The sequence below is a fragment of the Acinetobacter sp. PC34 genome, from assembly GCF_051789135.1.
Lineage (GTDB): Bacteria > Pseudomonadota > Gammaproteobacteria > Pseudomonadales > Moraxellaceae > Acinetobacter > Acinetobacter johnsonii.
The window spans coordinates 811,571-831,371 of sequence record NZ_CP196664.1; the positions used below are offsets into that span (position 1 = coordinate 811,571).

At 42.5% G+C, this 19,801-nt stretch carries 18 protein-coding genes; 10 read left to right on the plus strand and 8 right to left on the minus strand.

What is annotated here, in order from left to right; translation table 11 throughout:
• Positions 1 to 2: 2 nt before the first annotated feature.
• The 7 genes from ACSC9N_RS03955 to sdsA all read right to left on the minus strand — a co-directional run bounded on the left by ACSC9N_RS03955 (position 3) and on the right by sdsA (position 10,206).
• Positions 3 to 359, minus strand: a complete 357-nt coding sequence (locus ACSC9N_RS03955) for a YbjQ family protein (RefSeq protein ID WP_094148967.1) — start codon at positions 357 to 359, stop codon at positions 3 to 5.
• 103 nt (positions 360 to 462) lie between these two features.
• A complete protein-coding gene (gene adeK, locus ACSC9N_RS03960; protein WP_004695429.1) occupies positions 463 to 1,920 on the minus strand; it encodes a multidrug efflux RND transporter AdeIJK outer membrane channel subunit AdeK in 1,458 nt (485 codons plus the stop codon).
• Positions 1,920 to 5,099 carry an efflux RND transporter permease subunit gene (locus ACSC9N_RS03965; RefSeq protein WP_094148965.1) on the minus strand — a complete coding sequence of 1,060 codons (3,180 nt, stop codon included), beginning with the start codon at positions 5,097 to 5,099 and terminating at the stop codon, positions 1,920 to 1,922. The genes adeK and ACSC9N_RS03965 overlap by 1 nt, the downstream gene beginning before the upstream one ends.
• A 13-nt stretch (positions 5,100 to 5,112) precedes the next feature.
• Positions 5,113 to 6,357, minus strand: coding sequence for an efflux RND transporter periplasmic adaptor subunit (locus ACSC9N_RS03970; RefSeq protein WP_151835886.1), 1,245 nt, complete (start codon positions 6,355 to 6,357; stop codon positions 5,113 to 5,115).
• Between the two features lie 25 nt (positions 6,358 to 6,382).
• Positions 6,383 to 6,994 carry a phosphatase PAP2 family protein gene (locus tag ACSC9N_RS03975; RefSeq protein ID WP_005400364.1) on the minus strand — a complete coding sequence of 204 codons (612 nt, stop codon included), beginning with the start codon at positions 6,992 to 6,994 and terminating at the stop codon, positions 6,383 to 6,385.
• 146 nt (positions 6,995 to 7,140) lie between these two features.
• Positions 7,141 to 9,195: a site-specific recombinase gene (locus tag ACSC9N_RS03980; protein ID WP_236770099.1), complete on the minus strand. Its 2,055-nt coding sequence runs from the start codon at positions 9,193 to 9,195 to the stop codon at positions 7,141 to 7,143.
• 33 nt (positions 9,196 to 9,228) lie between these two features.
• Complete coding sequence (gene sdsA, locus ACSC9N_RS03985) at positions 9,229 to 10,206, minus strand: All-trans-nonaprenyl-diphosphate synthase (protein ID WP_004982856.1); 978 nt, start codon at positions 10,204 to 10,206, stop codon at positions 9,229 to 9,231.
• A gap of 467 nt (positions 10,207 to 10,673) precedes the next feature.
• Here sdsA and rplU point away from each other — a divergent pair, with 467 nt between their 5' ends.
• From rplU to ACSC9N_RS04025, 8 genes are all read left to right on the plus strand, one after another.
• Positions 10,674 to 10,985 (plus strand): 50S ribosomal protein L21, encoded by a 312-nt coding sequence (gene rplU, locus ACSC9N_RS03990; RefSeq protein ID WP_004695441.1) that lies wholly within the window; start codon positions 10,674 to 10,676, stop codon positions 10,983 to 10,985.
• Positions 10,986 to 11,004: 19 nt separating this feature from the next.
• Positions 11,005 to 11,259 carry a 50S ribosomal protein L27 gene (gene rpmA, locus ACSC9N_RS03995; RefSeq protein WP_004695443.1) on the plus strand — a complete coding sequence of 85 codons (255 nt, stop codon included), beginning with the start codon at positions 11,005 to 11,007 and terminating at the stop codon, positions 11,257 to 11,259.
• A 183-nt stretch (positions 11,260 to 11,442) separates the two neighbouring features.
• The gene (locus ACSC9N_RS04000; protein ID WP_010327332.1) at positions 11,443 to 12,603 is read left to right on the plus strand and encodes a YadA-like family protein; all 1,161 of its coding nucleotides are present in this window, start codon (positions 11,443 to 11,445) and stop codon (positions 12,601 to 12,603) included.
• Between the two features lie 220 nt (positions 12,604 to 12,823).
• Positions 12,824 to 13,522: an outer membrane lipoprotein chaperone LolA gene (gene lolA / locus ACSC9N_RS04005; protein ID WP_010327331.1), complete on the plus strand. Its 699-nt coding sequence runs from the start codon at positions 12,824 to 12,826 to the stop codon at positions 13,520 to 13,522.
• 131 nt (positions 13,523 to 13,653) lie between these two features.
• Positions 13,654 to 14,466, plus strand: coding sequence for an RsiV family protein (locus tag ACSC9N_RS04010; protein ID WP_010327330.1), 813 nt, complete (start codon positions 13,654 to 13,656; stop codon positions 14,464 to 14,466).
• A 100-nt stretch (positions 14,467 to 14,566) separates the two neighbouring features.
• Complete coding sequence (serS, locus tag ACSC9N_RS04015; protein WP_004695457.1) at positions 14,567 to 15,838, plus strand: serine--tRNA ligase; 1,272 nt, start codon at positions 14,567 to 14,569, stop codon at positions 15,836 to 15,838.
• A gap of 76 nt (positions 15,839 to 15,914) precedes the next feature.
• On the plus strand, positions 15,915 to 17,291 hold the full coding sequence (gene cysG, locus ACSC9N_RS04020) for a siroheme synthase CysG (protein WP_010327329.1): 1,377 nt from the start codon (positions 15,915 to 15,917) through the stop codon (positions 17,289 to 17,291).
• Positions 17,292 to 17,323: 32 nt separating this feature from the next.
• Complete coding sequence (locus tag ACSC9N_RS04025) at positions 17,324 to 17,803, plus strand: tRNA (cytidine(34)-2'-O)-methyltransferase (protein WP_010327328.1); 480 nt, start codon at positions 17,324 to 17,326, stop codon at positions 17,801 to 17,803.
• A gap of 24 nt (positions 17,804 to 17,827) precedes the next feature.
• Here ACSC9N_RS04025 and ACSC9N_RS04030 read toward each other — a convergent pair whose 3' ends face one another.
• A complete protein-coding gene (locus tag ACSC9N_RS04030) occupies positions 17,828 to 18,214 on the minus strand; it encodes a winged helix-turn-helix transcriptional regulator (RefSeq protein WP_004695464.1) in 387 nt (128 codons plus the stop codon).
• 115 nt (positions 18,215 to 18,329) lie between these two features.
• On the opposite strand from ACSC9N_RS04030, the gene ACSC9N_RS04035 reads away from it, so the two are divergent.
• A complete protein-coding gene (locus ACSC9N_RS04035) occupies positions 18,330 to 19,112 on the plus strand; it encodes an SDR family NAD(P)-dependent oxidoreductase (protein ID WP_395475268.1) in 783 nt (260 codons plus the stop codon).
• A 90-nt stretch (positions 19,113 to 19,202) separates the two neighbouring features.
• Positions 19,203 to 19,757 carry a flavodoxin family protein gene (locus ACSC9N_RS04040; RefSeq protein WP_010327326.1) on the plus strand — a complete coding sequence of 185 codons (555 nt, stop codon included), beginning with the start codon at positions 19,203 to 19,205 and terminating at the stop codon, positions 19,755 to 19,757.
• Positions 19,758 to 19,801: the final 44 nt, after the last annotated feature.

Here is a 19,801-nt window from a genome sequence, read left to right on the forward strand (position 1 = left end):
GCTTAGGCCTGTGTTGGAAATGGATCGGGGAGATGGTTGTCTAATGGTGTAACACGGACCGCAGTGCCATAAACAAATAACTCAGATGCACCTTGGGCAATATTAGAAGTTGAAAAACGAATACCTACAATGGCATTGGCCCCTAGGCCTTGTGCTTTCGCAATCATACGATTCATGGCTTCTTGGCGTGATTCTTCTAAAAGCTCGGTATAGGCAGTGAGTTCACCACCGACAATATTTTTTAACCCTGCCAAAAAGTCGCGCCCGACATGTTTACTTCGAACCGTACTGCCATAGACCACATCCAGTTGTTGGGAAATGCGATGTCCAGGAACAGACTCAAGGTTACTTAAAAGCATAATGTTCAATATTCAAATGATTTGATTATCTTTGAAGATAGGAAAAAGCCCAGCAAAAAGCAATAAAAAAGCCCACCGAAGTGAGCTTTTGATGTTGCAAACCTTAGTTTGCTGTTTTGTTGTATTTCACATCTGAAGATGAAGGTTGTTTCACCACTTGATCCGTCGTGTTGGCTTTTACACCGCCACCGAGGGTTTTATACACTTCAACTTGGTTGTTTAAGTTTGCTTGTTCAAGCAATAACAACCCTTGTTCCGCTGAGTACGATGTACGCTGTGCATCAAGTACAGTCAGGTAGTTATCGATACCTGCACGGAAGCGAGCAGTTGAAAGTTTATAAGTGGTGTTGGTTGCATCTACCAGACGACGTTGCGCTGCTAGACGGTCACCAATATTTTCACGTACTGCCAAGGCATCATTCACTTCACGGAAAGCGGTTTGAATGGTTTTTTCATAATCTGACAACGCAATTTTTTGGTCAGTTTCTGAAATCTTCACATTGGCACGACGTGTGCCCCAGTCAAAGATTGGAATATCCAAGCTTGGGCCAAGTGACCATACAAAGGCACCTGATTTAAACAAATCGCTTAAATCTGTCGATGCATAACCCGCTGTGCCTGTTAAGCTGATGGTTGGGTATAACTGTGCTTTTGCCGCACCAATGTTGGCACCCGCAGCAGACAATTGATATTCCGCAGCACGGACATCAGGACGATTATTTAACAAGTCGCTTGGCAAGCCCGCTGTCAACGCCGTACTTTGGGTAATACGTTTCACAGGTTGAGGAGACAATAAGTTTGCAGGAACAGGCTGACCCACCAACAGGTTGAGTAAGTTCTGTGCTTGTGCAAGTTGAGTCTTGTAGTTCGCAACGTCATTACGTGCGGTTTCAACCGAAATTTGCGCTTGACGCACAGGGACTTCGCTATCGATACCTACATCAAAACGTTTTTTGTTTAGATTGTACGACTCAAGCTGTGCTTTTAAGGTTTGGTCTGCCAGTTTTAAGTTGGCATTAGCAAACGAATAGCTCAGCCATGCTTGTGCAACCTGACCAATCAACGAAATTTGTGTTGCATCACGTGCACTTTGAGTCGCCAAATAGCTGTCTAAAGCATTGTCTTTTAAGCTACGAACACGCCCCCAAAAGTCTAACTCATACGCAGTTACGCCAAGGCCAACATTATAGGTTGTCATGGGTTTGTTGCTGCTGAGTGTATCTTGGCGAAGCACACTACCACTTGCACCAATGGTTGGCAGTTGGTTGTTTTCGCTAATTTGATACGCTTGCTGAGCACGTTGAATATTTAAAGTCGCCGTACGGAGGTCACGGTTATTGGCTAGTGCTAACTCGATGACTTGGACTAAACGCTGATCAGCAAAAAAGTCTTTATAGCCTTGTTCTGCAACAGATGGACCTGTCGTTGAACCAATATATCCTGTTGGGATATCCGCTTGAGCGACGGGTTCTGGACCACGCATGCTTTGACATGCAGTCAAAGCAAGCGCAAGTGCAGATACCGCAATGCTACGACCTGAAATAGACCATACTTTTTGCATCACGATGTTTGCTCCTGATTATTTTGTTTCTTAGGTTTGTATTTGAAAATACTACGAATCCAAACAAAGAATACTGGAATGAAGAAAATACCCAACAGTGTAGAACTAATTACACCACCAAGGACACCAAAGCCTACCGAGTGTTGACTACCTGCACCAGCACCTGTTGAAAGGGCAAGCGGAAGGACACCAAAACCGAAAGCAAGGGTGGTCATGATAATTGGGCGTAAACGCATTTTTGCAGCATGAAGGGTTGCATCAAACAAGTCTTCACCTTGTTCTTGCAACTCTTTTGCAAACTCTACGATCAAGATTGCATTTTTCGCAGAAAGACCAATCACGGCAACAATTGCGACTTGGAAGTAGATGTTAAATGACAGATTTGGATCGCCTTTGATGATCATACCTAACCACGTTAAAGTAAATGCACCAATAATACCAAGTGGTACAACCAGCAATACTGAAACAGGGATAGACCAACTTTCATACAATGCGGCAAGACATAAGAAGACGATAAGCATTGAAAGAACAAGCAGCGGAGCTGTTTGATTGCCCGAATCACGTTCTTCTAAAGATAAACCCGTCCATTCATAGTCGAAACCATCTAAGCCCATAGATGGTAACTTGCCAATGATTTCTTCCATCGCGAGCATTGCATCACCCGAACTAACGCCTGGTGCTGGAGTACCTTGGATGTTAGCCGAAGCAATACCGTTATAGCGCTCTAGACGAGGTGAACCATAAGTCCATTCACCCGATGCAAATGCAGAGAAAGGAACCATCGTACCTACGTTGTTACGTACATACCATTTGTTTAGGTCTTCCGGCATCATACGTGTATTTGAGTCGCCTTGAACATAAACTTTTTTCACACGACCACGGTCAACGAAGTCATTGATATAAGAACCGCCCCACGCCATGTTCATGGTTGAATTAATATCGGCAATACTTACACCCATTGCTCCTGCTTGCGCTTGATCAATGTTGATTTGATATTGCGGAGTATCTTCTTGACCATTTGGACGAACACCAGCAAGACGTTTGTCTTGTGCAGCCATGCCTAACACAGCATTACGTGCTGCAATCAGTTTATCGTGACCTTGACCACTAGCATCTTTTAACTGGATGTCAAAACCTGAAGAAACACCTAATTCTGGCATTGCAGGTAATTGCAATGGCATGATGTAAGAGGCGTCTTTCACAATCATATTCAATGCCATACCACGTTGGATGATGGCACCAATTTGCGACTCAGGTGTCGTACGCTCACTCCAGTCCTTCAATTTGATAAATGCAAGACCAGCATTTTGGCCAACCCCTGTGAATGAGAAACCAGAAACAGTAAAGATCGACTCTACATTTTCTTTTTCCTTGTTCAAGAAGTAATCAGTCATAGTTGTGATGACTTTATCCGTTCGTTCAAGGCTCGCACTTGGTGGAAGCTGAACTAAAGTCATGACGACGCCTTGGTCTTCATCTGGTAAGAATGAAGAAGGTAAGGCTTTATACAGACCGAATAAACCTGCAAGCACCAGTAGATAAACCACACCAGAGAATATTTTATGGTGCGTCATGCGGTTGACACCGCCTTGGTATTTCACGGCAACTTTTTCAAAGCTACTGTTAAACCAACGGAAGAATCGCGCAAAAATATTATTACTTTCTGGCTTGTTTGCATCATGTTGTTTTAACAAGGTTGCACACAGGGCAGGGGTGAAGGTTAATGCCACGATCAGTGACAAAATCATTGCGGTAACAAGCGTAATCGAGAACTGACGGTAAATAACACCTGTTGTCCCCGCAAAGAATGCCATCGGTACGAATACTGCGGTTAACACGCTCGTAATACCGACCAAGGCACCAGAAATCTGTTTCATGGACTTTTCAGTTGCCGCTACAGGGTCAAGATGTTCTTCGACCATGACACGTTCTACGTTTTCCACCACGACAATTGCGTCATCAACCAATAAACCAATCGCTAAGACCATCGCAAACATGGTGAGCGTGTTGATTGAGAAACCGAAGATGTTAATGACAGCAAATGTGCCCAATACAACCACTGGAACAGCCAATGTTGGAATAATTGTGGCACGCCAATTCTGTAAGAACAGGAACATCACAATAAAGACCAAAATGATCGCTTCAATTAAGGTTTTAACAACACTCTTAATCGAAAGTTCAATAAACGGTGTGGTGTCATAAGCCAGTTGATCTTTTAAACCATTTGGGTAGTTTTTACGAAGTTCACTGAGGCGCTTTTCTACAGCCGCTGCTGTATCTAGTGCATTTGCACCAGTTGCCAGTTTAATCGCAACACCGCCAGCAGCCTTACCATTAAATTTAGAGTCGAACTGATAGTTATCTGACCCGAGTTCAACACGCGCAACATCACTCAAACGGACTTGAGCACCAGAAGATGTATTTTTTAGAAATATATTCTTAAATTGTTCAGGTGTTTGCAACATACTTTGCGCATTGACAGTCGCATTCAGCACTTGACCTTGTACAGAAGGTGCACCGCCTAACTGACCTACAGCCACTTGAGCGTTTTGAGCACGAATTGCAGCAGCAATGTCACTTGGTGTCACTTGCAAACTGTTCATTTTCGCTGGATCTAGCCAAATACGCATCGCATATTGACCACCAAAGACTTGAAGTTCACCAACACCTGCAACACGGCTCAGCGGTTCAGAGATGTTTGAGTTTACATAGTCATTAATGTCCGCCCCAGAAAGACTTCCATCTGGAGAGTAAAATGCAAGTACTTGCATAAAACTTGCGCCAGACTTGGTGACTTTTACACCTTGACGTTGTACATCTTCAGGTAAAAGTGCCGTTGCCGATTGTAGTTTGTTCTGTACTTGAACTTGAGCAATATCAGGATCGATGCCTTGTTCAAAGTTTAAGTTAATAGATGCTTGACCGTTACCCGCACTGTTTGAAGAGATATAACGTAGACCATCCAGACCATTCATTTGTTGTTCAATGATCTGAGTGACTGTGTTTTCAACAGTCTGTGCAGAAGCACCTGGATAAGTTGCAGCAATTGTCACCACTGGTGGTGCAATTGTTGGATATTGAGCAACAGGCATTGTAGTTAGCGAAAGAACCCCCGCCAACATAACCACCAGTGCAATCACCCAAGCAAAAATAGGGCGATGAATGAAAAATTGAGCCATATTCGTCTACCCCTTATGTATTTGAAGTAGCTTTTTGTTCAGTTTTTGCACCAGCTTCTGTCTTTTTAGCATCCGTTGTTGGAGCTTGAGGTGCTGTTGCTTTAGGTTGATACGGTTTCGCAACAACTTTCTGTTCAGCTTTAACTTTTGCTATTCCGTCAACAATAACTTTTTCACCTGTTTTAAGGCCTTCAGTCACAATCCAGTCTTGGCCTTGAATACCAACTGTGGTGATTTGACGAGGCTCTACTACGCCTTTGTCATTCACAATCATTGCCATCGCTTGACCTGTTGGTGTGCGAGTCACTGCAATTTGCGGCACTAACATCGCATTCGGGATTACGCCTTGAACGATTTGTGCATTGGCAAACATACCTGGAAGCAGCAAGTGATTCGGGTTCGGGAACACCGCACGAATCGTCACAGTCCCTGTATCTGGATTGACACTGGCATCAGAGAACGCTAAGCGGCCTTCGATTGGATAGTCACTGCCATCTTCAAGTTTCAGCTTCACACGCGTGTTGTTACTGCTGTCTAAGCTACCTTTACTCAATTGTTGACGTAAACGAAGAAGTTCAGAGCTTGATTGGTTGATATCAACATAGATCGGGTCTAAACGTTGAATCGTCACCAATGGCTCTGTTTGGTTTGCAGTCACCAAAGCACCAGCAGTAACTGTAGAGCGGTTGGTTTGACCTGAAATTGGAGAGCGGATGGTTGAGTAACCTAAGTCCACTTCAGCATTTTTAACTTGAGCACGTGCTGCTGCCACTTGTGCTTCAGCGACATTTACTTGACCCACTAAGTCGTCATAGTCTTGCTTCGCAACAGCGTTGCTTGAAACCAGTTGCTGATAACGATTCAATTTGGTTCTGAGTGTGCTTAAATTCGCTTCTTGTTGTAATAATGCTGCTTTGGCATTATCAAATGTTGCGCGGTTAGTACGAGAGTCAAGTTCATAAAGTGCCTGGCCTTCACGTACATAACTGCCTTCCGCAAACAAACGTTTTAGAATGATTCCACTCGTTTGTGGGCGAACTTCAGAGATTTCAAATGCCGTGGTTCTGCCAGATAACTCTACAGATTGTTCTACATTTTGCGGTTGTGCAACAATGACACCGACTTCAGTAGGTGGCATTTGTTGAGAAGCGCCAGCTTGCTGCGCATCCTTTGGATCTTTGCTACAACCAACAAGTGCAATACTCGTTGCTAATGCGCAAGCGGTAAGGGCTGGGGCCCAAAGCTTTGCCGATATCATTGTTCCACCTCGATTAGATTCTTATCTAAAAATAATGTGTATTTAATTGGGTATATCTGCCACACAAGATGTAAAGCAGTGAAATCCAGATAATACTAATGCTCCAACCTGCGAGAACGTCGGATGGGAAGTGTACTCCAAGATAGACTCTTGAAATTCCCATCATCAGCATCCATAAAATAGCAATGCATACAACATAACGATGTGCAGGAAATGGTCGACTTAAGAAAATGGCAAGACACGCCAAAGTGGCAGCATACATACTGTGCGCACTCGGAAAGGAAGCACCATAGCTCGTCACTAGGTGAAACATTTCTGGTGGGCGTGGTCTTGAAATTAGAAATTTAAGTAGCCAAGCAGAAGCAATACTTCCAACAACGCCTAAACCAATAAAAACAACATCTCTATACTTTTTATACCATGCACGATGGAAACACCATAGAGTGGTTAGAAATAATACAAACGGCATGCCACCGAGTGCCGATAAAAGTATTGCAAGTTTATCTATAGGCTCAGTTCTTAATGTGCTGAAACATTCGACCATCGCCAGATCTAAAGCGGTGAGTGGTTGAATGCTTAGAGCTAATACACTGATTATAAATAAAATAATACCGATAAAAAGCAACAAGTAAGGCATGCTGGAACTCGTGTCATTTCAACCGATTTAAGCGCGGTTATTTACTGGGTTAAAGTGTACTCATCAGTACACTTTAATTCAAGTGTTGATTAATCATGTATAAAATTTTGTTTACAGTGTAACAAGAGCTCAAAATGGGTACAAAATCATTTTGTATGGTGTTTTGTATTGTTCGAACTTTCATCAACTTCAAGAGGTACTTTGGGTGGCCAAAAGAAGTCACTTGGTCGCGTTAGAAAATGGGTTAAAACCAATTTTGCTAACGGTTTCCACTGTTCAAAACGGACCCGACGTGCACGTAAAGCCACAATAATCGTGAGAGTAAAACTAACAAATAAGTTCGTCAGACCAATAGCGAGTACTCCGAGGAAAGATACAATAATCAAGCCAATCTCAGGACTACCATTAATATTCATCAGGCCTTGAATGAAGTTTGCTGAAGCAAAGGCAATATGGCGAATATCTAGGGGTAAACCCAAAATATAACCAATGGTTCCCATACTTCCTAACATAATCCCGAACAGAAAATTACCCGCCAACGCACCTAAGTTACGTTCTATATAACCTGCAAATTTATCGAGCCGTTCTTGTCCCATGATGGTTTTGAGACGAGGGTGTGCTTTTAAACGAGGGCCAACTTTGCGATAAACCGCCATATTGTCAAAATAACCCGCCAAAAGTCCCGATAAAAACAAACAGACACCCGCAATCGCGGCGTGCGGAATGGCCAAAGAGGTAAAAGGGTTTAAGTCATGTAAGACTTTCGCCGCTTTTGCATGATTGAGTAGCGGTTCATGCATGCCAGTTGCCCATGCCCATGTAATAAAGGCGGCAACAGGGATGGCAATTGAGATATTGCCCAAAATAGCAATAAATTGGGTGCGAATAATATTAATAATCAGCGCTGCTAATTCAGCAATTTGCGCTGTTTTTGAACCTTTGCGCTGTTGTACAGTTGCCGCGAGTGCCGCCGCTGTCATTGCTGGTTGCTTTGTTGCCACGGTAAAGTGCAAGACATGAATCAGCATAAACCCCAATGAGTAGTTCATGCTGTAAACAAAGGCTTGCATGAGCGGCGCCATGATCATCCGTGCTGACAAGATTTTCAGGGTGGCCATGGTTGCAATGATGACACCTGCACCCGCTGCGGACTTATACATGGCTAAAAAGCCTTGTTTGTCTGTACTTACATAGTGTTCGCCCGTTTTACTGGCATTTTCAGTCACCTGTAAAGCAATCAATTCACTATTGGTCGTCAGTAAAGAGCGCACACTCCGTTCACTATAAATCGCAGCGGTAATGTCGACCAAGAGCAGACTCACCGCTTCATAGTGTGCTTCGCCTTCTTCTACAATTAAATTGAGCAACAGTTCGACGCGGTCTAAGCATTGCTCAAGTAAGGAAATCAGATAAGTTAAACTGACACTGACCCCAATACGTTTGGTCGCACGACGAATTTTCAATACCACATCACGACACTGCTCAATCATGACCAGTGCTTGAGAGGCGTCGGGTGGGGCAACCACACTCGAGGTTTCTGCCTCTTGATGTGCTTTTTTATACTGTTGAATGAACTCGATAATTTCGCGGTTCTGAACTAAAAAAGGCGATTCATATTCGGTCAGTTCAGGATGCGCATTAATAAACTCTGGATATAAACCAATACCACTAATCCGATAAGACAACACCGTAATGGCTTTAATCACTTCACTGCGAATTTTGACTTTTTCTTTTTGATTGGCATGCCCGTGATTGAGCAGGTTCAGTAGTTGTAGCCAGTCACTGTCCCGGATGTTATCGAGCCAATATTTATCACTTCGGTTGGGGAAAACGCGACGGACTAAATCTTGCAGTTGAGTTTCGTCATTAATCAGTGGGAGAAAATGTGCACCTAAACGCTGCGACAATTGGTTCCAAAACCCATCTAAAGACAAGATACCTGTGTCGGCATAAAGACTGGTTTGTTTATATTGGGAAATAAGCCGCAGCACAAAGCTTTGTAAGGTCGATGCGGCATCGGGTGTGATGAGTAATGCTTGAATGAGCGCTTGAAATTTTTGATGGATTTCATCGGTTTGATACGCATCTATTGGACGAATACGCTCCACCAACTCAATTAAAAGTTGATCATTTAAAACAGCTTGAGGTTGCTCAAGCTGTTGCTGCATTTGAGAGAAAAGATCATTAAATTTTATATGCATAGGCAAGTTAAAAACATTTTAAAGCATCATTTGTTATTGAATTCGATGTAAAGCCAGTTGGGTTAAATTGACCAGTGCTTGACGATATTGGCTGTCAGGTAAAGCCTGTAATGCTTGAAGTGCGGCTTCGGTTTCTTCATGCGCCCGTTGTCGGCAGTAATCTAGTGCGCCAGAACTGTTTACGATAGCAATGACTTGATCAAGATCTGCCGTTCCACCTGTCGCAATACTTCGACGAACAATGTCATGTTCTTCACCCGTTGTATTTTTCAATGCTGAGATTAACGGCAAAGTCGGTTTGCCTTCCATTAAATCATCGCCAATATTTTTACCTAATGTTTCAGCATCTGAGGTGTAATCCAAAATATCATCAATGATTTGAAAGGCATTGCCAAAGTGGCCTGCAAATAAACGTAGTGGTTCACGGTACTGCGGTGTGCCTGAAAGAATGGCAGCCCCTTCAGTTGCCAGTTCAAATAAACGTGACGTTTTACCGTGAATAATATCTAAATAAGTTTGTTCTGTGGTTTCAGGTTGGTGCTGTGCTTGAAGTTGTAGCACTTCACCTTCGGCAATTTCACAAGTCCCTGTAGAAAAATCTTTGAGTAAGGTCATATCACCGAGATCGACCAACAGGTCAAAAGCACGTGAAATCAGAAAGTCACCCACCAGTACAGCGGTCTGATTGTTCCAAGTCGCGTTGGCCGTTGGGCGACCACGTCGTAAGCCAGATTCATCGACCACATCATCATGGACTAAAGTTGCGGTATGCAGCATTTCAATGATTGCAGCAAGTTTACGTTGGCGTTCAAGGTCTTCTGCACCACAGGCTTTGGCGGCCAATAAACACATAATGGGACGCATGCGTTTACCACCTGCTTCAACCACATGTTTACTCACCGCCATGACTAATGCCACTTTAGAGGTAATGCCTTCATTAATAAATGTGTCCATCGTGGCAAAGTCTTGAGCTACAGGGGCGAGAATATCTTGCTTAAAGTCGATGGTCATTTGAAGAGCGGCCTCATCTATATAAAGTGATAAAAATCAGCATTACCAGTATTGTGTAAATAGGGATACCTGTCTAAATGATTCATTTCAATCATAAATAAGACTCGCTAGTGTGCGAGGCTGTATTTTACGAAAGACAGTTCCTTATTTCCCCAATGTATAAGCGTACTGCATTTGTAGGCTTATTTACATTTTAAAAATCAATTCATCCATACTATAGCGGATTGATTTTAAAAATCTATTTCATTGTAAGCAAAGTCAAGCCAGAGTTGAACTGTAATTTGTTGATTGAGTTTTTCTCGATTATTAAATAATCGTTAATTTAGTCTAATAAGTTCGGCAAATCTCTTGTTGTTTGAGTCAATATCACTTAAAATCCTTGCCCTTGATTAACCCCAGTGGCGTTCGTATTAAGATCGATATCTTCCTTTATCGGCACGACGACACGGGCATGTTTGGAGTACATTATGTACGCAGTAATCCAAAGCGGTGGTAAACAGCACCGTGTTGTAGAGGGTGAAACCCTTAAAGTTGAATTGTTGAAAGCTGAAACTGGCGCAACTATTACGTTTGATGACGTATTAATGCTAGTAAATGGTGACAGCATTCAAATCGGTGCTCCAGTTGTTGCTGGCGCTACTGTAACTGCTGAAGTAGTTAGCCATGGTCGTCACGACAAAATCCGTATTGTAAAAATGCGTCGTCGTAAACACTACCGTAAACAACAAGGTCACCGTCAATGGTTCACTGAGTTGAAAATTACAGCTATTTCAGGCTAATCACGAGGAGTAATGAGACATGGCAACTAAAAAAGCCGGTGGTTCGACTAAGAACGGTCGTGATTCGAACCCTAAAATGCTTGGTGTTAAAATTTACGGTGGTCAATCTGTGACTGCTGGTAACATCATCGTTCGTCAACGTGGTACAGAATTCCACGCAGGTCAAAACGTTGGTATGGGCCGTGACCATACTTTGTTTGCAACCGCTGACGGCGTAGTAAAATTCGAAGTGAAAGGTCAGTTTGGCCGTCGCTACGTAACTGTTGAAGCGTAAGTTTTAATAGTAAGAAAAACCCACATTTTGTGGGTTTTTTTTCGTCTATTCATATTTTTAGCTTATTTTTCTTGTGTTTTTTGTATTTTGAGATAAAGCACTAAATATTAATAAATAGTGATTTGCATCACAAAAAAATAGGAGTGTAATAAAAAAACAAAACTAAAAGAAAGGCAGACAGATATGAACAAAATAGATACAAATGTCTTGGGCAATTCAGACAGCCAGATAACGAAAGTCTCTGGTCAGAACTTAAAACAAGAACATACTCATATTAGTACTGCAGTTTCTGCTGCAATGAATCTACAAACACTTAAGCCAAACCATTGTCTACAAAGGTTTGCTATGAACGTGCTTGTTTTAAGTGTGATTTTAATGACAGCGAATACAAATGTTTTTGCAAGTTCGTGTAATTCTAATCAAGACACAGATAGTTGTCCCGGAAGTGGAATACCAGGACCCGCAGGACCTGCAGGGGCTGATGGTGATAGTGCTTATCAGGTAGCTGTGAACAACGGTTTTATAGGTACAGAGGAGGCATGGTTAGAGAGTTTGCAAGGAACAGATGGTGTGGATGGCATTAACGGAACCAACGGACTGGATGGTAAAGATGGTAAAGATGGCGTAGATGGTCTTAACGGTCTTGATGGTGTGAAAGGAGATACTGGAGCACAAGGTGAACAAGGCCTCCAAGGCTTACAGGGTGAGCAAGGTATCCAAGGTGTGCAAGGTGAAACGGGAGCGACAGGATATAATGCTTATCAAGTTGCGCAAGTTAATGGTTTTGACGGTACCATTACGGAATGGCTCGCGAGCTTAAAAGGCGATATGGGTAATACAGGGATGACAGGTGCAACAGGTTTTAGTGCTTATGATGTTGCAGTTGGTAATGGCTTTGAGGGTAGCATTACTCAATGGTTGGCCAGCCTTAAAGGTACAAACGGTACTAATGGTATTTCTAAAGAAGTGATGGATGCTGCTGACACCTACATCCTGAATGAAGCAAAAACTTATGTGAACCAAGTTGGGCAACAAACTCTCAACCAAGCAAATGCTTATACCGATAGCCGTATAAATGCCTTGAACAGAGACATGCGAAAACTTGAAGATCGAACCTATGCAGCAGTAGCATCAAGTATCGCGATAGCATCTTTACCGCAACCGACAGATGCTGGCTACAACATGTTTAGTGCCGGTGTGGGTACATGGGAAGGTGAGCAAGGTTATGCTTTTGGTCTCAGTGGTGTGACTGATAGTAACAAATATGTGTATAAAATCGCAGTGACAACCAATAGCGAAGGTGATTTCGGTGCAGGTGCAGCAATTGGTTGGCAATGGAAATGACAGTGATAATTCTTAACCTCAGTTAGAAAAGCCTCTGCACATTCAGAGGCTTTTCTATATGTAAAGAGCACATCTGATCTTCATCATGATGGATATTTCACAACATTAAGCACCAATAAATATACAAATCTTCTTATATTCTCAATTATTAGCCATAAAATTTGATTTAAGATAGCTCATCTAACAAATTGCGACTGCGCAAATTATAAAAGGTGAGATTATGAAAATGCTTCGTAAGACTTTATGTGCAATGACAGTAGGTGTAGTAACACTTGGCCCTGTTATGAGCAGTACAGTATTTGCAGCTCCGGTTGCAGCATCGGAGCAACAAGCGACGACGAGTTTAGTGAAACAGTTGAGTGGTATCCAAAGTATCAGTTCTAACTTTGAGCAAACCACCAAAGTCACAAATTCATCTAAAGCACCGAAGAAACAAGGTTTATCTGCCCAGCACATGAATCAGACCTTTAAAGGGGTGATGAAAGTTGAGCGTCCAGGGAAATTCTATTGGGAAACTACAAGCCCTGCAAAACAAACCATTGTGACTTCGGGCAAAACGGTTTGGATTTATGATCCAGACTTACAGCAAGCAGTTCGTCAGACTTTAGATGAACAGGTGGCGAATACCCCTGCACTATTATTGTCAGGGAATACGGAACAGATTCGTAAGTCATATCGTATTACGCAACCAAATCAGAGCAAAACCTACTATACCTTGTACCCAAAAAGCGATGATGGTGCATTTCAAAGCTTGACGATCAGTTTTGGTGCGAAAAATGCGCCGACGCTAATGATCTTAGAAGATTCTTTGGGACAAACAACCTATGTGCGTTTTAATAACACCAAGGTAAATACCAATATTCCAGCTTCAACCTTTAATTTTACTCCGCCTAAAGGCACAGACATTATTGACCAATAATATGAGTCTGTTGTTCAAAACCACCTTCGGGTGGTTTTTTATTAGATCAAGTTCAGTTACATAACGTGGTGGGAAGTTATGGCTGTGCTTTGTATAGTCTGTGCTATTGAATACTTAACTGCGGGTAAATCATGATATTACTTCATAACAATAAAATTGGATCTGTCTTCGCAATGATGTTGTGTACGGGGTTGCTGAGTGCATGTCAGCCACAAAATGACAGTAACGCTGCAAAAAGTGAAGAGACAACTAAACCAGCTCAAGTCACACAGACTTTGCCACTGATTGAGGCAAAAGTTCGACCATTACAATTGGCACATTCTATTGCTTGTGATGAGGAAGGATGTACCCAATACCAGCTGTACAGCTTGGAAACCAATGTCCCATGGATCAATCAATATTTTGATGAACGGATGAAAAAAGCCAATCCTGTGGCATTTGAAAGTTTGAAGCAGTCAAAGCCACAGATTGATGAAAACATGCTCAGTGAAACTTTGTCTGATGTCCGTTATGTGGCGCAGCGTGGAAAATATGCTGATTTTGTCTTGATGTATTATCACTACCCAGCGCGTGCCGCACATGGCATGTATCACAACGAGTACATCACCTTAGATTTGGCAACGAAAAAACGGGTTGCGCTGAGTGATATCGTGGTAGACAAGACAGAGTCTCAATTATTAGATGCATTGTATGGTGCCAATAGCATGTGGCTGTCCGATCATAATATTTCACGCGAGCAATTGAAGCTGACCGATAATTATTATATGAGTGCCAAAGGTGTGGTGTTCGTCTATCCCTTATACGAATTAGCATCTTATGCAGAAGGGATGTCTGAATTGGTTTTACCTTATCAACAAGCCAGTGGCTTAATTAAGGCGGAATATTTGCCAAGTTTTGTCGATTATGCAGCTGAACGAGAAAAAGCGAGCAAAGAAAAGCCATAAAAATTGCTGTAATAAGCCACAGCTAGTGATCGCGTGACTGTATTTTTCGGCTTGAAGCGCTTACACTATAGCCAGTTTTTTTCTTTGCAAAAGATTGGCTATGATCGACCCGAAATTACTCAGAAATAATATTGAGGCTGTAAATTTAGCCTTAGCAAAACGTGGTGTACAACTGAATGTTGAAGAATGGGCATCACTAGAAGCTCGCCGTAAAGAGATTCAATCCAAAACTGAATCTCTTCAGGCTGAACGTAATTCGGGTGCAAAACAAGTTGGCCAAATTAAAAAAGCTGGTGGTGATGCATCTGAAATTATGACGCGTATGTCAGCGATTGGTGATGAAATCAAAGCTGCAGAAGTCGCTTTGTCTGAATTACAAGCTGAACTTGAAGCGAAATCACTCAGCATTCCAAACTTGCCAGATGAGTCTGTTCCTGAAGGAAAAGACGAAAGCGATAACGTGGAAATCCTCACATGGGGTACCCCGCGTACGTTTGACTTCGAAATTAAAGATCACACTGACTTAGGTGAGTGGATGGGTGGCCTTGAGTTTGAAACTGCGACCAAATTGACAGGTTCTCGTTTCAGCGTGCTCAAAGGACCACTTGCTCGTTTACAACGTGCGATTACCCAGTTCATGTTGAATACGCATACTTTGGAAAATGGTTATACCGAAGCTTATGTGCCGTATTTAGTCAATGCTGACTCACTCCGTGGTACAGGCCAATTGCCTAAATTTGAAGAAGATTTATTCAAATTACAAGGTGAAAAAGAGTATTACCTCATTCCAACTGCGGAAGTTCCTGTAACCAACTTCGTGCGTGATGAAATTATTGATGCAGACCGTTTACCACTGAAATATGCAGCACATACGCCATGTTTCCGTAGTGAAGCAGGTTCATATGGTCGTGATACGCGTGGCTTGATTCGTCAACACCAATTCGACAAAGTTGAAATGGTGCAAATTGTTAAACCAGAAGACTCAATGCAAGCGCTTGAAGAGCTTACAGGTCATGCTGAAGGGATCTTGAAAGCACTTGGTTTACCGTACCGTAAGATCATTCTTTGTGGTGGTGATATGGGCTTCGGTGCAACTAAAACTTACGATCTTGAAGTCTGGGTACCAAGTCAAAATACGTACCGCGAAATTTCTTCATGTTCAAACATGGGTGACTTCCAAGCGCGTCGTATGAAAGCACGTTACCGTGCAGATCAAAAGAAAACTGAATTTGTACATACGCTGAATGGTTCAGGTTTGGCTGTGGGCCGTACTTTACTTGCGGTCATGGAAAACTACCAACGTGCTGATGGTTCGATTGAAATCCCAACCGTGCTTCGTCCTTATATGGGCGGCGCTGAGTACATTGACTAATAAAGTCGATGTACTGCACAGTTTTGTGCACAATAATTGCTTTAAGACAGTCAGATAAAACTCATTGAGGTCGTGTGTGGATATTTTTCCAATCTCTTTAAAGTTGCAACAGCAACCTTGTCTGATTGTCGGTGGTGGGCATATTGCTTACCGTAAGGCAGTGTTGTTACATAAAGCAGGAGCGCTGATTCATGTCATTGCTCCTGATATTGATGCAAATTTATTGCAACTGGTTGAAGAAAGCCAAGGGCAATATATCCAAGCGCTATATCCTGCGCAGATTCAACTCAATGACTACCGTTTAGTGATTGCTGCAACAGATGATTATGCGGTGAATACTCAAGTCTTTGAGGACTGTGAAGCGCTGAAAATACTGGTCAACAGTGTTGATGATCCACCACATTGTCGTTTTATGGTTCCTGCCATTGTCGATCGTTCGCCTTTGGTGATTTCAGTGGCCAGCAATGGTACATCCCCCGTGTTATCTCGCCAAATTCGAACCCAGCTTGAAACCAGTATTCCACATGGGATGGGTAAGCTGGCTGAATTTTCAGGAAAATGGCGTGCAGCGGTGAAAGCGAAGATTTCTAATCCTGACGAGCGCCGTGTTTTCTGGGAAGATCTATATGCAAGTCCACTGAAAGAACAAGTTTTTCATGACAATCTGACAGAAGCAGATAGTTTAATCGAGCAAGCACTGGCAGAGTGGAAAACCCCGAAAGGTGAAGTGTATTTGGTTGGTGCAGGTCCAGGTGATCCTGAGTTGCTGACCCTTAAAGCACTGCGTTTGATGCAACAAGCCGATGTGGTGATTTATGATCGTTTGGTTTCCCCTGCGATTATGGAACTCTGTCGCCGAGATGCAACAAAAATTTATGTGGGTAAAGCCCGTTCTAACCATGCTGTTCCGCAAGAAGGCATTAATGCCTTACTAGTGGAATATGCCTCAAAAGGTCAACGTGTTTGCCGTTTAAAAGGTGGTGATCCTTTCATCTTTGGTCGTGGTGGTGAAGAAATCCAAGAGCTTTTTGCTGCAGGTGTACCATTTCAAGTAGTGCCGGGGATTACTGCCGCTTCGGGTTGTTCGGCTTATGCAGGCATTCCTCTGACACATCGCGATTATGCACAAAGCGTGCGTTTCCTTACCGGACATTTAAAAGAAGGTTCGCCTGAGTTACCGTGGGATGAGTTGGTCTATCAGAATCAAACGCTTGTGCTGTACATGGGCTTGGTTGGTTTAGAAAAAATTTGTGAAAAGTTAATTGAGCATGGCCAGCGTCCAGATATGCCCGTTGCTTTGATCTCGAAAGGTACCACGCTAGAACAAAAAGTGTTGGTCGGGACCTTAGCGGATATCGCATCAAAAGTTGAAGAAAATCATATTCAAGCGCCTACATTGACCATCATTGGTGATGTAGTGAGTTTGCGTGAACAATTACAGTGGCAAGATTAACTTTTGCCATATTGAAAGAGTAGAGAAAAGCTGTGATCCATGTTGTTTTATACGAGCCCGAAATTCCTGCAAACACAGGGAATATCATTCGTTTATGTGCCAATACTGGAGCGCAGCTGCATTTGGTTAAGCCACTTGGCTTTGAGCTGGATGATAAAAAACTCAAACGTGCAGGTTTGGACTACCACGAGTGGGCGCGCATGCAAATTTGGGAAACATTCGATGAGTGTTTAGCAAATTTAGCTGAAAAAGGTGTCGATATAAACGCGATTTATCCTCTAACCACCAAAGGAACGGAAACACCGCATACTTCGGATTTGAATCGCCCTGTGGCTTTACTCATGGGACCTGAGACACGTGGTCTGCCTGAACAGGTTCGTATGTTGTTTCCAAAAGAGCATTGGATTCGTTTGCCCATGGCTGAAAACTCGCGCAGTTTGAACTTATCCAATGCGACAGCCGTGATTGTGTATGAAGCATGGCGTCAGCAGGGTTTTAAGCCTTTAGCCTAATCAAATTACTGTGACAGAGCCCGCTTAAGCGGGCTCTGTTTTTTCTAGCTTTTGATCGAATCCAGCTCTGGATTTTAAAACTTTAAGCATATTGGCTTCGACCCAATCTTTCATTTGATAGGCATTTTGAGCAAAGTCTTTGCCAATTTCAGTTAACGCATATTCCACTCGAATCACATTGTCTTCATGAATGGTTCGCGTCAAAAAACCATCGCGCTCTAAGATCTTTAATTTTTGTGACAGTACTTTAGGTGAAATACCTAAAACATTTTTCTTAAGCTCATTAAAGTGCTGTGACTCTTGATCCAGCGTATACACAATCAATAAAATCCACTTGTCTGCAAATTTTTCAAAAAAAAGACGAGCAGGACAATCTGGATGAAAAATATTAAATTTCATTGGCTTATTCATTTCTAATCATGCTCCTTTTACGTTCTATCTTCATTTGAAACAATCAAACAGACCAGTTACTAAGTGGTAACTAATTGATACTAAGTTTCATAAGTGTATCATGAATACAGACTTAATGCAGCGCTGTCATCAGACTACGCTTTCGCAAGATACTGGCAATTGGATGGATCACATAATGAAAGTTTCAGAGGCTGTTGTTTTTATTACGGGTGGGAATCGTGGCTTAGGACTTGCCATGGCTCGGGAGGCACGTCGTCAGGGCGCTAAAAAGATCTATGTGGGTATGCGCCAGATTGGGAGCTTTCAGGAAGAAGGTCTTACCCCGATTCAACTGGATGTAAATGACAAAGCATCTATTCAGCAGGCAGCAGAACAATGCGCAGATACCACAATTCTTGTGAATAACGCGGGCATTGAGCTTTTGAATGAACATCCTGTCGATGCCAGTATTATCACGACTACGCAAAAGATTTTGGAAACCAATTTATTGGGTTTGATGTGGGTGACGCAAATTTTTGTTCCGATCTTGCAAAAGAACCAACAGGCTTATGTGGTCAATATTCTCTCGGATGTATCTTGGGAGCCAAGCACTGTTTTGACCAGTTATGCCATTTCTAAGGCAGCAGCATGGTCCTATACCAACTCAAGTCGTCAGTGGTTGTCTCAATTTAATATTCAGGTCATGGGGGTGCATGTGGGTTTTATTGACACCGATCTGACTCGTTCATTACCTATTCCAAAGATTGCGTCAGAAACAGTAGCCCAAGAAGTCTTTCAAGGCATCAAGCAAAATGCTTATGAAGTTTTGGTCGGTGAAAAGACCCAGCAGTTGAAGCAGGGTCTAAGCGCTGAAGTTGCAAGTTATGTGAAGCTCAAGCCCGATCAGGCCAGTGTTTAAGATATTTCATACTATTTATTTTTAATGGTTTACGCAGCGTCATGCTTGACGAAGCAATGCCAATCAACTAATTCAAAAGAGGAAACTAAAATGTCGAATATTTCAGTGGTTTTTTATTCAGGCTATGGACATACCAAAGTGATTGCACAAACTTTTGCGCAAGAAATTGGTGCAAATTTGGTGGAGATTGACCCAAATGGCGACATTTCAGAGCAAAATTGGCAGACATTGGATCAATCTGATGCAATTGTATTTGGTGCACCAACTTATATGGGTACTGCACCGTGGCAATTTAAAAAGTTTGCCGATGCATCTTCAAAAAAATGGTTTACTCGTGCATGGCAAGATAAAATTTTCGGTGGCTTTACCAATAGTGCAAGCTTAAATGGTGATAAGCAAGTGACCTTAATTCAACTGCAAACACTTGCATCGCAGCATGGCGGTATTTGGGTAAGCTTGGGCTTATTGCCTGCCAACAGTAAAGCGGCAACCCGTCAAGATGTAAATAATTTGGGTGGTTCTGTAGGTTTGTTGGTTCAATCACCATCGGATGCAAGTACGGATGAAATCCCAGCCGGGGATCTCGAAACCACAAAAGCCTATGCACAACGTATTGCTAAAATGACTAAACAATTTAAGGGCTAGTTTTTTAGCTCTAGTTTAAAAAAGAAAAAGACGCACTTGGCGTC

Excerpts from the sequence above, each read along its gene's own strand:
- ACSC9N_RS03955 (WP_094148967.1), bottom strand. The coding sequence starts at position 359 with ATGCTTTTAAGTAACCTTGAGTCTGTTCCTGGACATCGCATTTCCCAA.
- adeK (WP_004695429.1), bottom strand. The coding sequence starts at position 1,920 with ATGCAAAAAGTATGGTCTATTTCAGGTCGTAGCATTGCGGTATCTGCA.
- ACSC9N_RS03965 (WP_094148965.1), bottom strand. The coding sequence starts at position 5,099 with ATGGCTCAATTTTTCATTCATCGCCCTATTTTTGCTTGGGTGATTGCA.
- ACSC9N_RS03970 (WP_151835886.1), bottom strand. The coding sequence starts at position 6,357 with ATGATATCGGCAAAGCTTTGGGCCCCAGCCCTTACCGCTTGCGCATTA.
- ACSC9N_RS03975 (WP_005400364.1), bottom strand. The coding sequence starts at position 6,994 with ATGCCTTACTTGTTGCTTTTTATCGGTATTATTTTATTTATAATCAGT.
- ACSC9N_RS03980 (WP_236770099.1), bottom strand. The coding sequence starts at position 9,195 with ATGCATATAAAATTTAATGATCTTTTCTCTCAAATGCAGCAACAGCTT.
- sdsA (WP_004982856.1), bottom strand. The coding sequence starts at position 10,206 with ATGACCATCGACTTTAAGCAAGATATTCTCGCCCCTGTAGCTCAAGAC.
- rplU (WP_004695441.1), top strand. The coding sequence starts at position 10,674 with ATGTACGCAGTAATCCAAAGCGGTGGTAAACAGCACCGTGTTGTAGAG.
- rpmA (WP_004695443.1), top strand. The coding sequence starts at position 11,005 with ATGGCAACTAAAAAAGCCGGTGGTTCGACTAAGAACGGTCGTGATTCG.
- ACSC9N_RS04000 (WP_010327332.1), top strand. The coding sequence starts at position 11,443 with ATGAACAAAATAGATACAAATGTCTTGGGCAATTCAGACAGCCAGATA.
- lolA (WP_010327331.1), top strand. The coding sequence starts at position 12,824 with ATGAAAATGCTTCGTAAGACTTTATGTGCAATGACAGTAGGTGTAGTA.
- ACSC9N_RS04010 (WP_010327330.1), top strand. The coding sequence starts at position 13,654 with ATGATATTACTTCATAACAATAAAATTGGATCTGTCTTCGCAATGATG.
- serS (WP_004695457.1), top strand. The coding sequence starts at position 14,567 with ATGATCGACCCGAAATTACTCAGAAATAATATTGAGGCTGTAAATTTA.
- ACSC9N_RS04030 (WP_004695464.1), bottom strand. The coding sequence starts at position 18,214 with ATGAATAAGCCAATGAAATTTAATATTTTTCATCCAGATTGTCCTGCT.
- ACSC9N_RS04035 (WP_395475268.1), top strand. The coding sequence starts at position 18,330 with ATGCAGCGCTGTCATCAGACTACGCTTTCGCAAGATACTGGCAATTGG.
- ACSC9N_RS04040 (WP_010327326.1), top strand. The coding sequence starts at position 19,203 with ATGTCGAATATTTCAGTGGTTTTTTATTCAGGCTATGGACATACCAAA.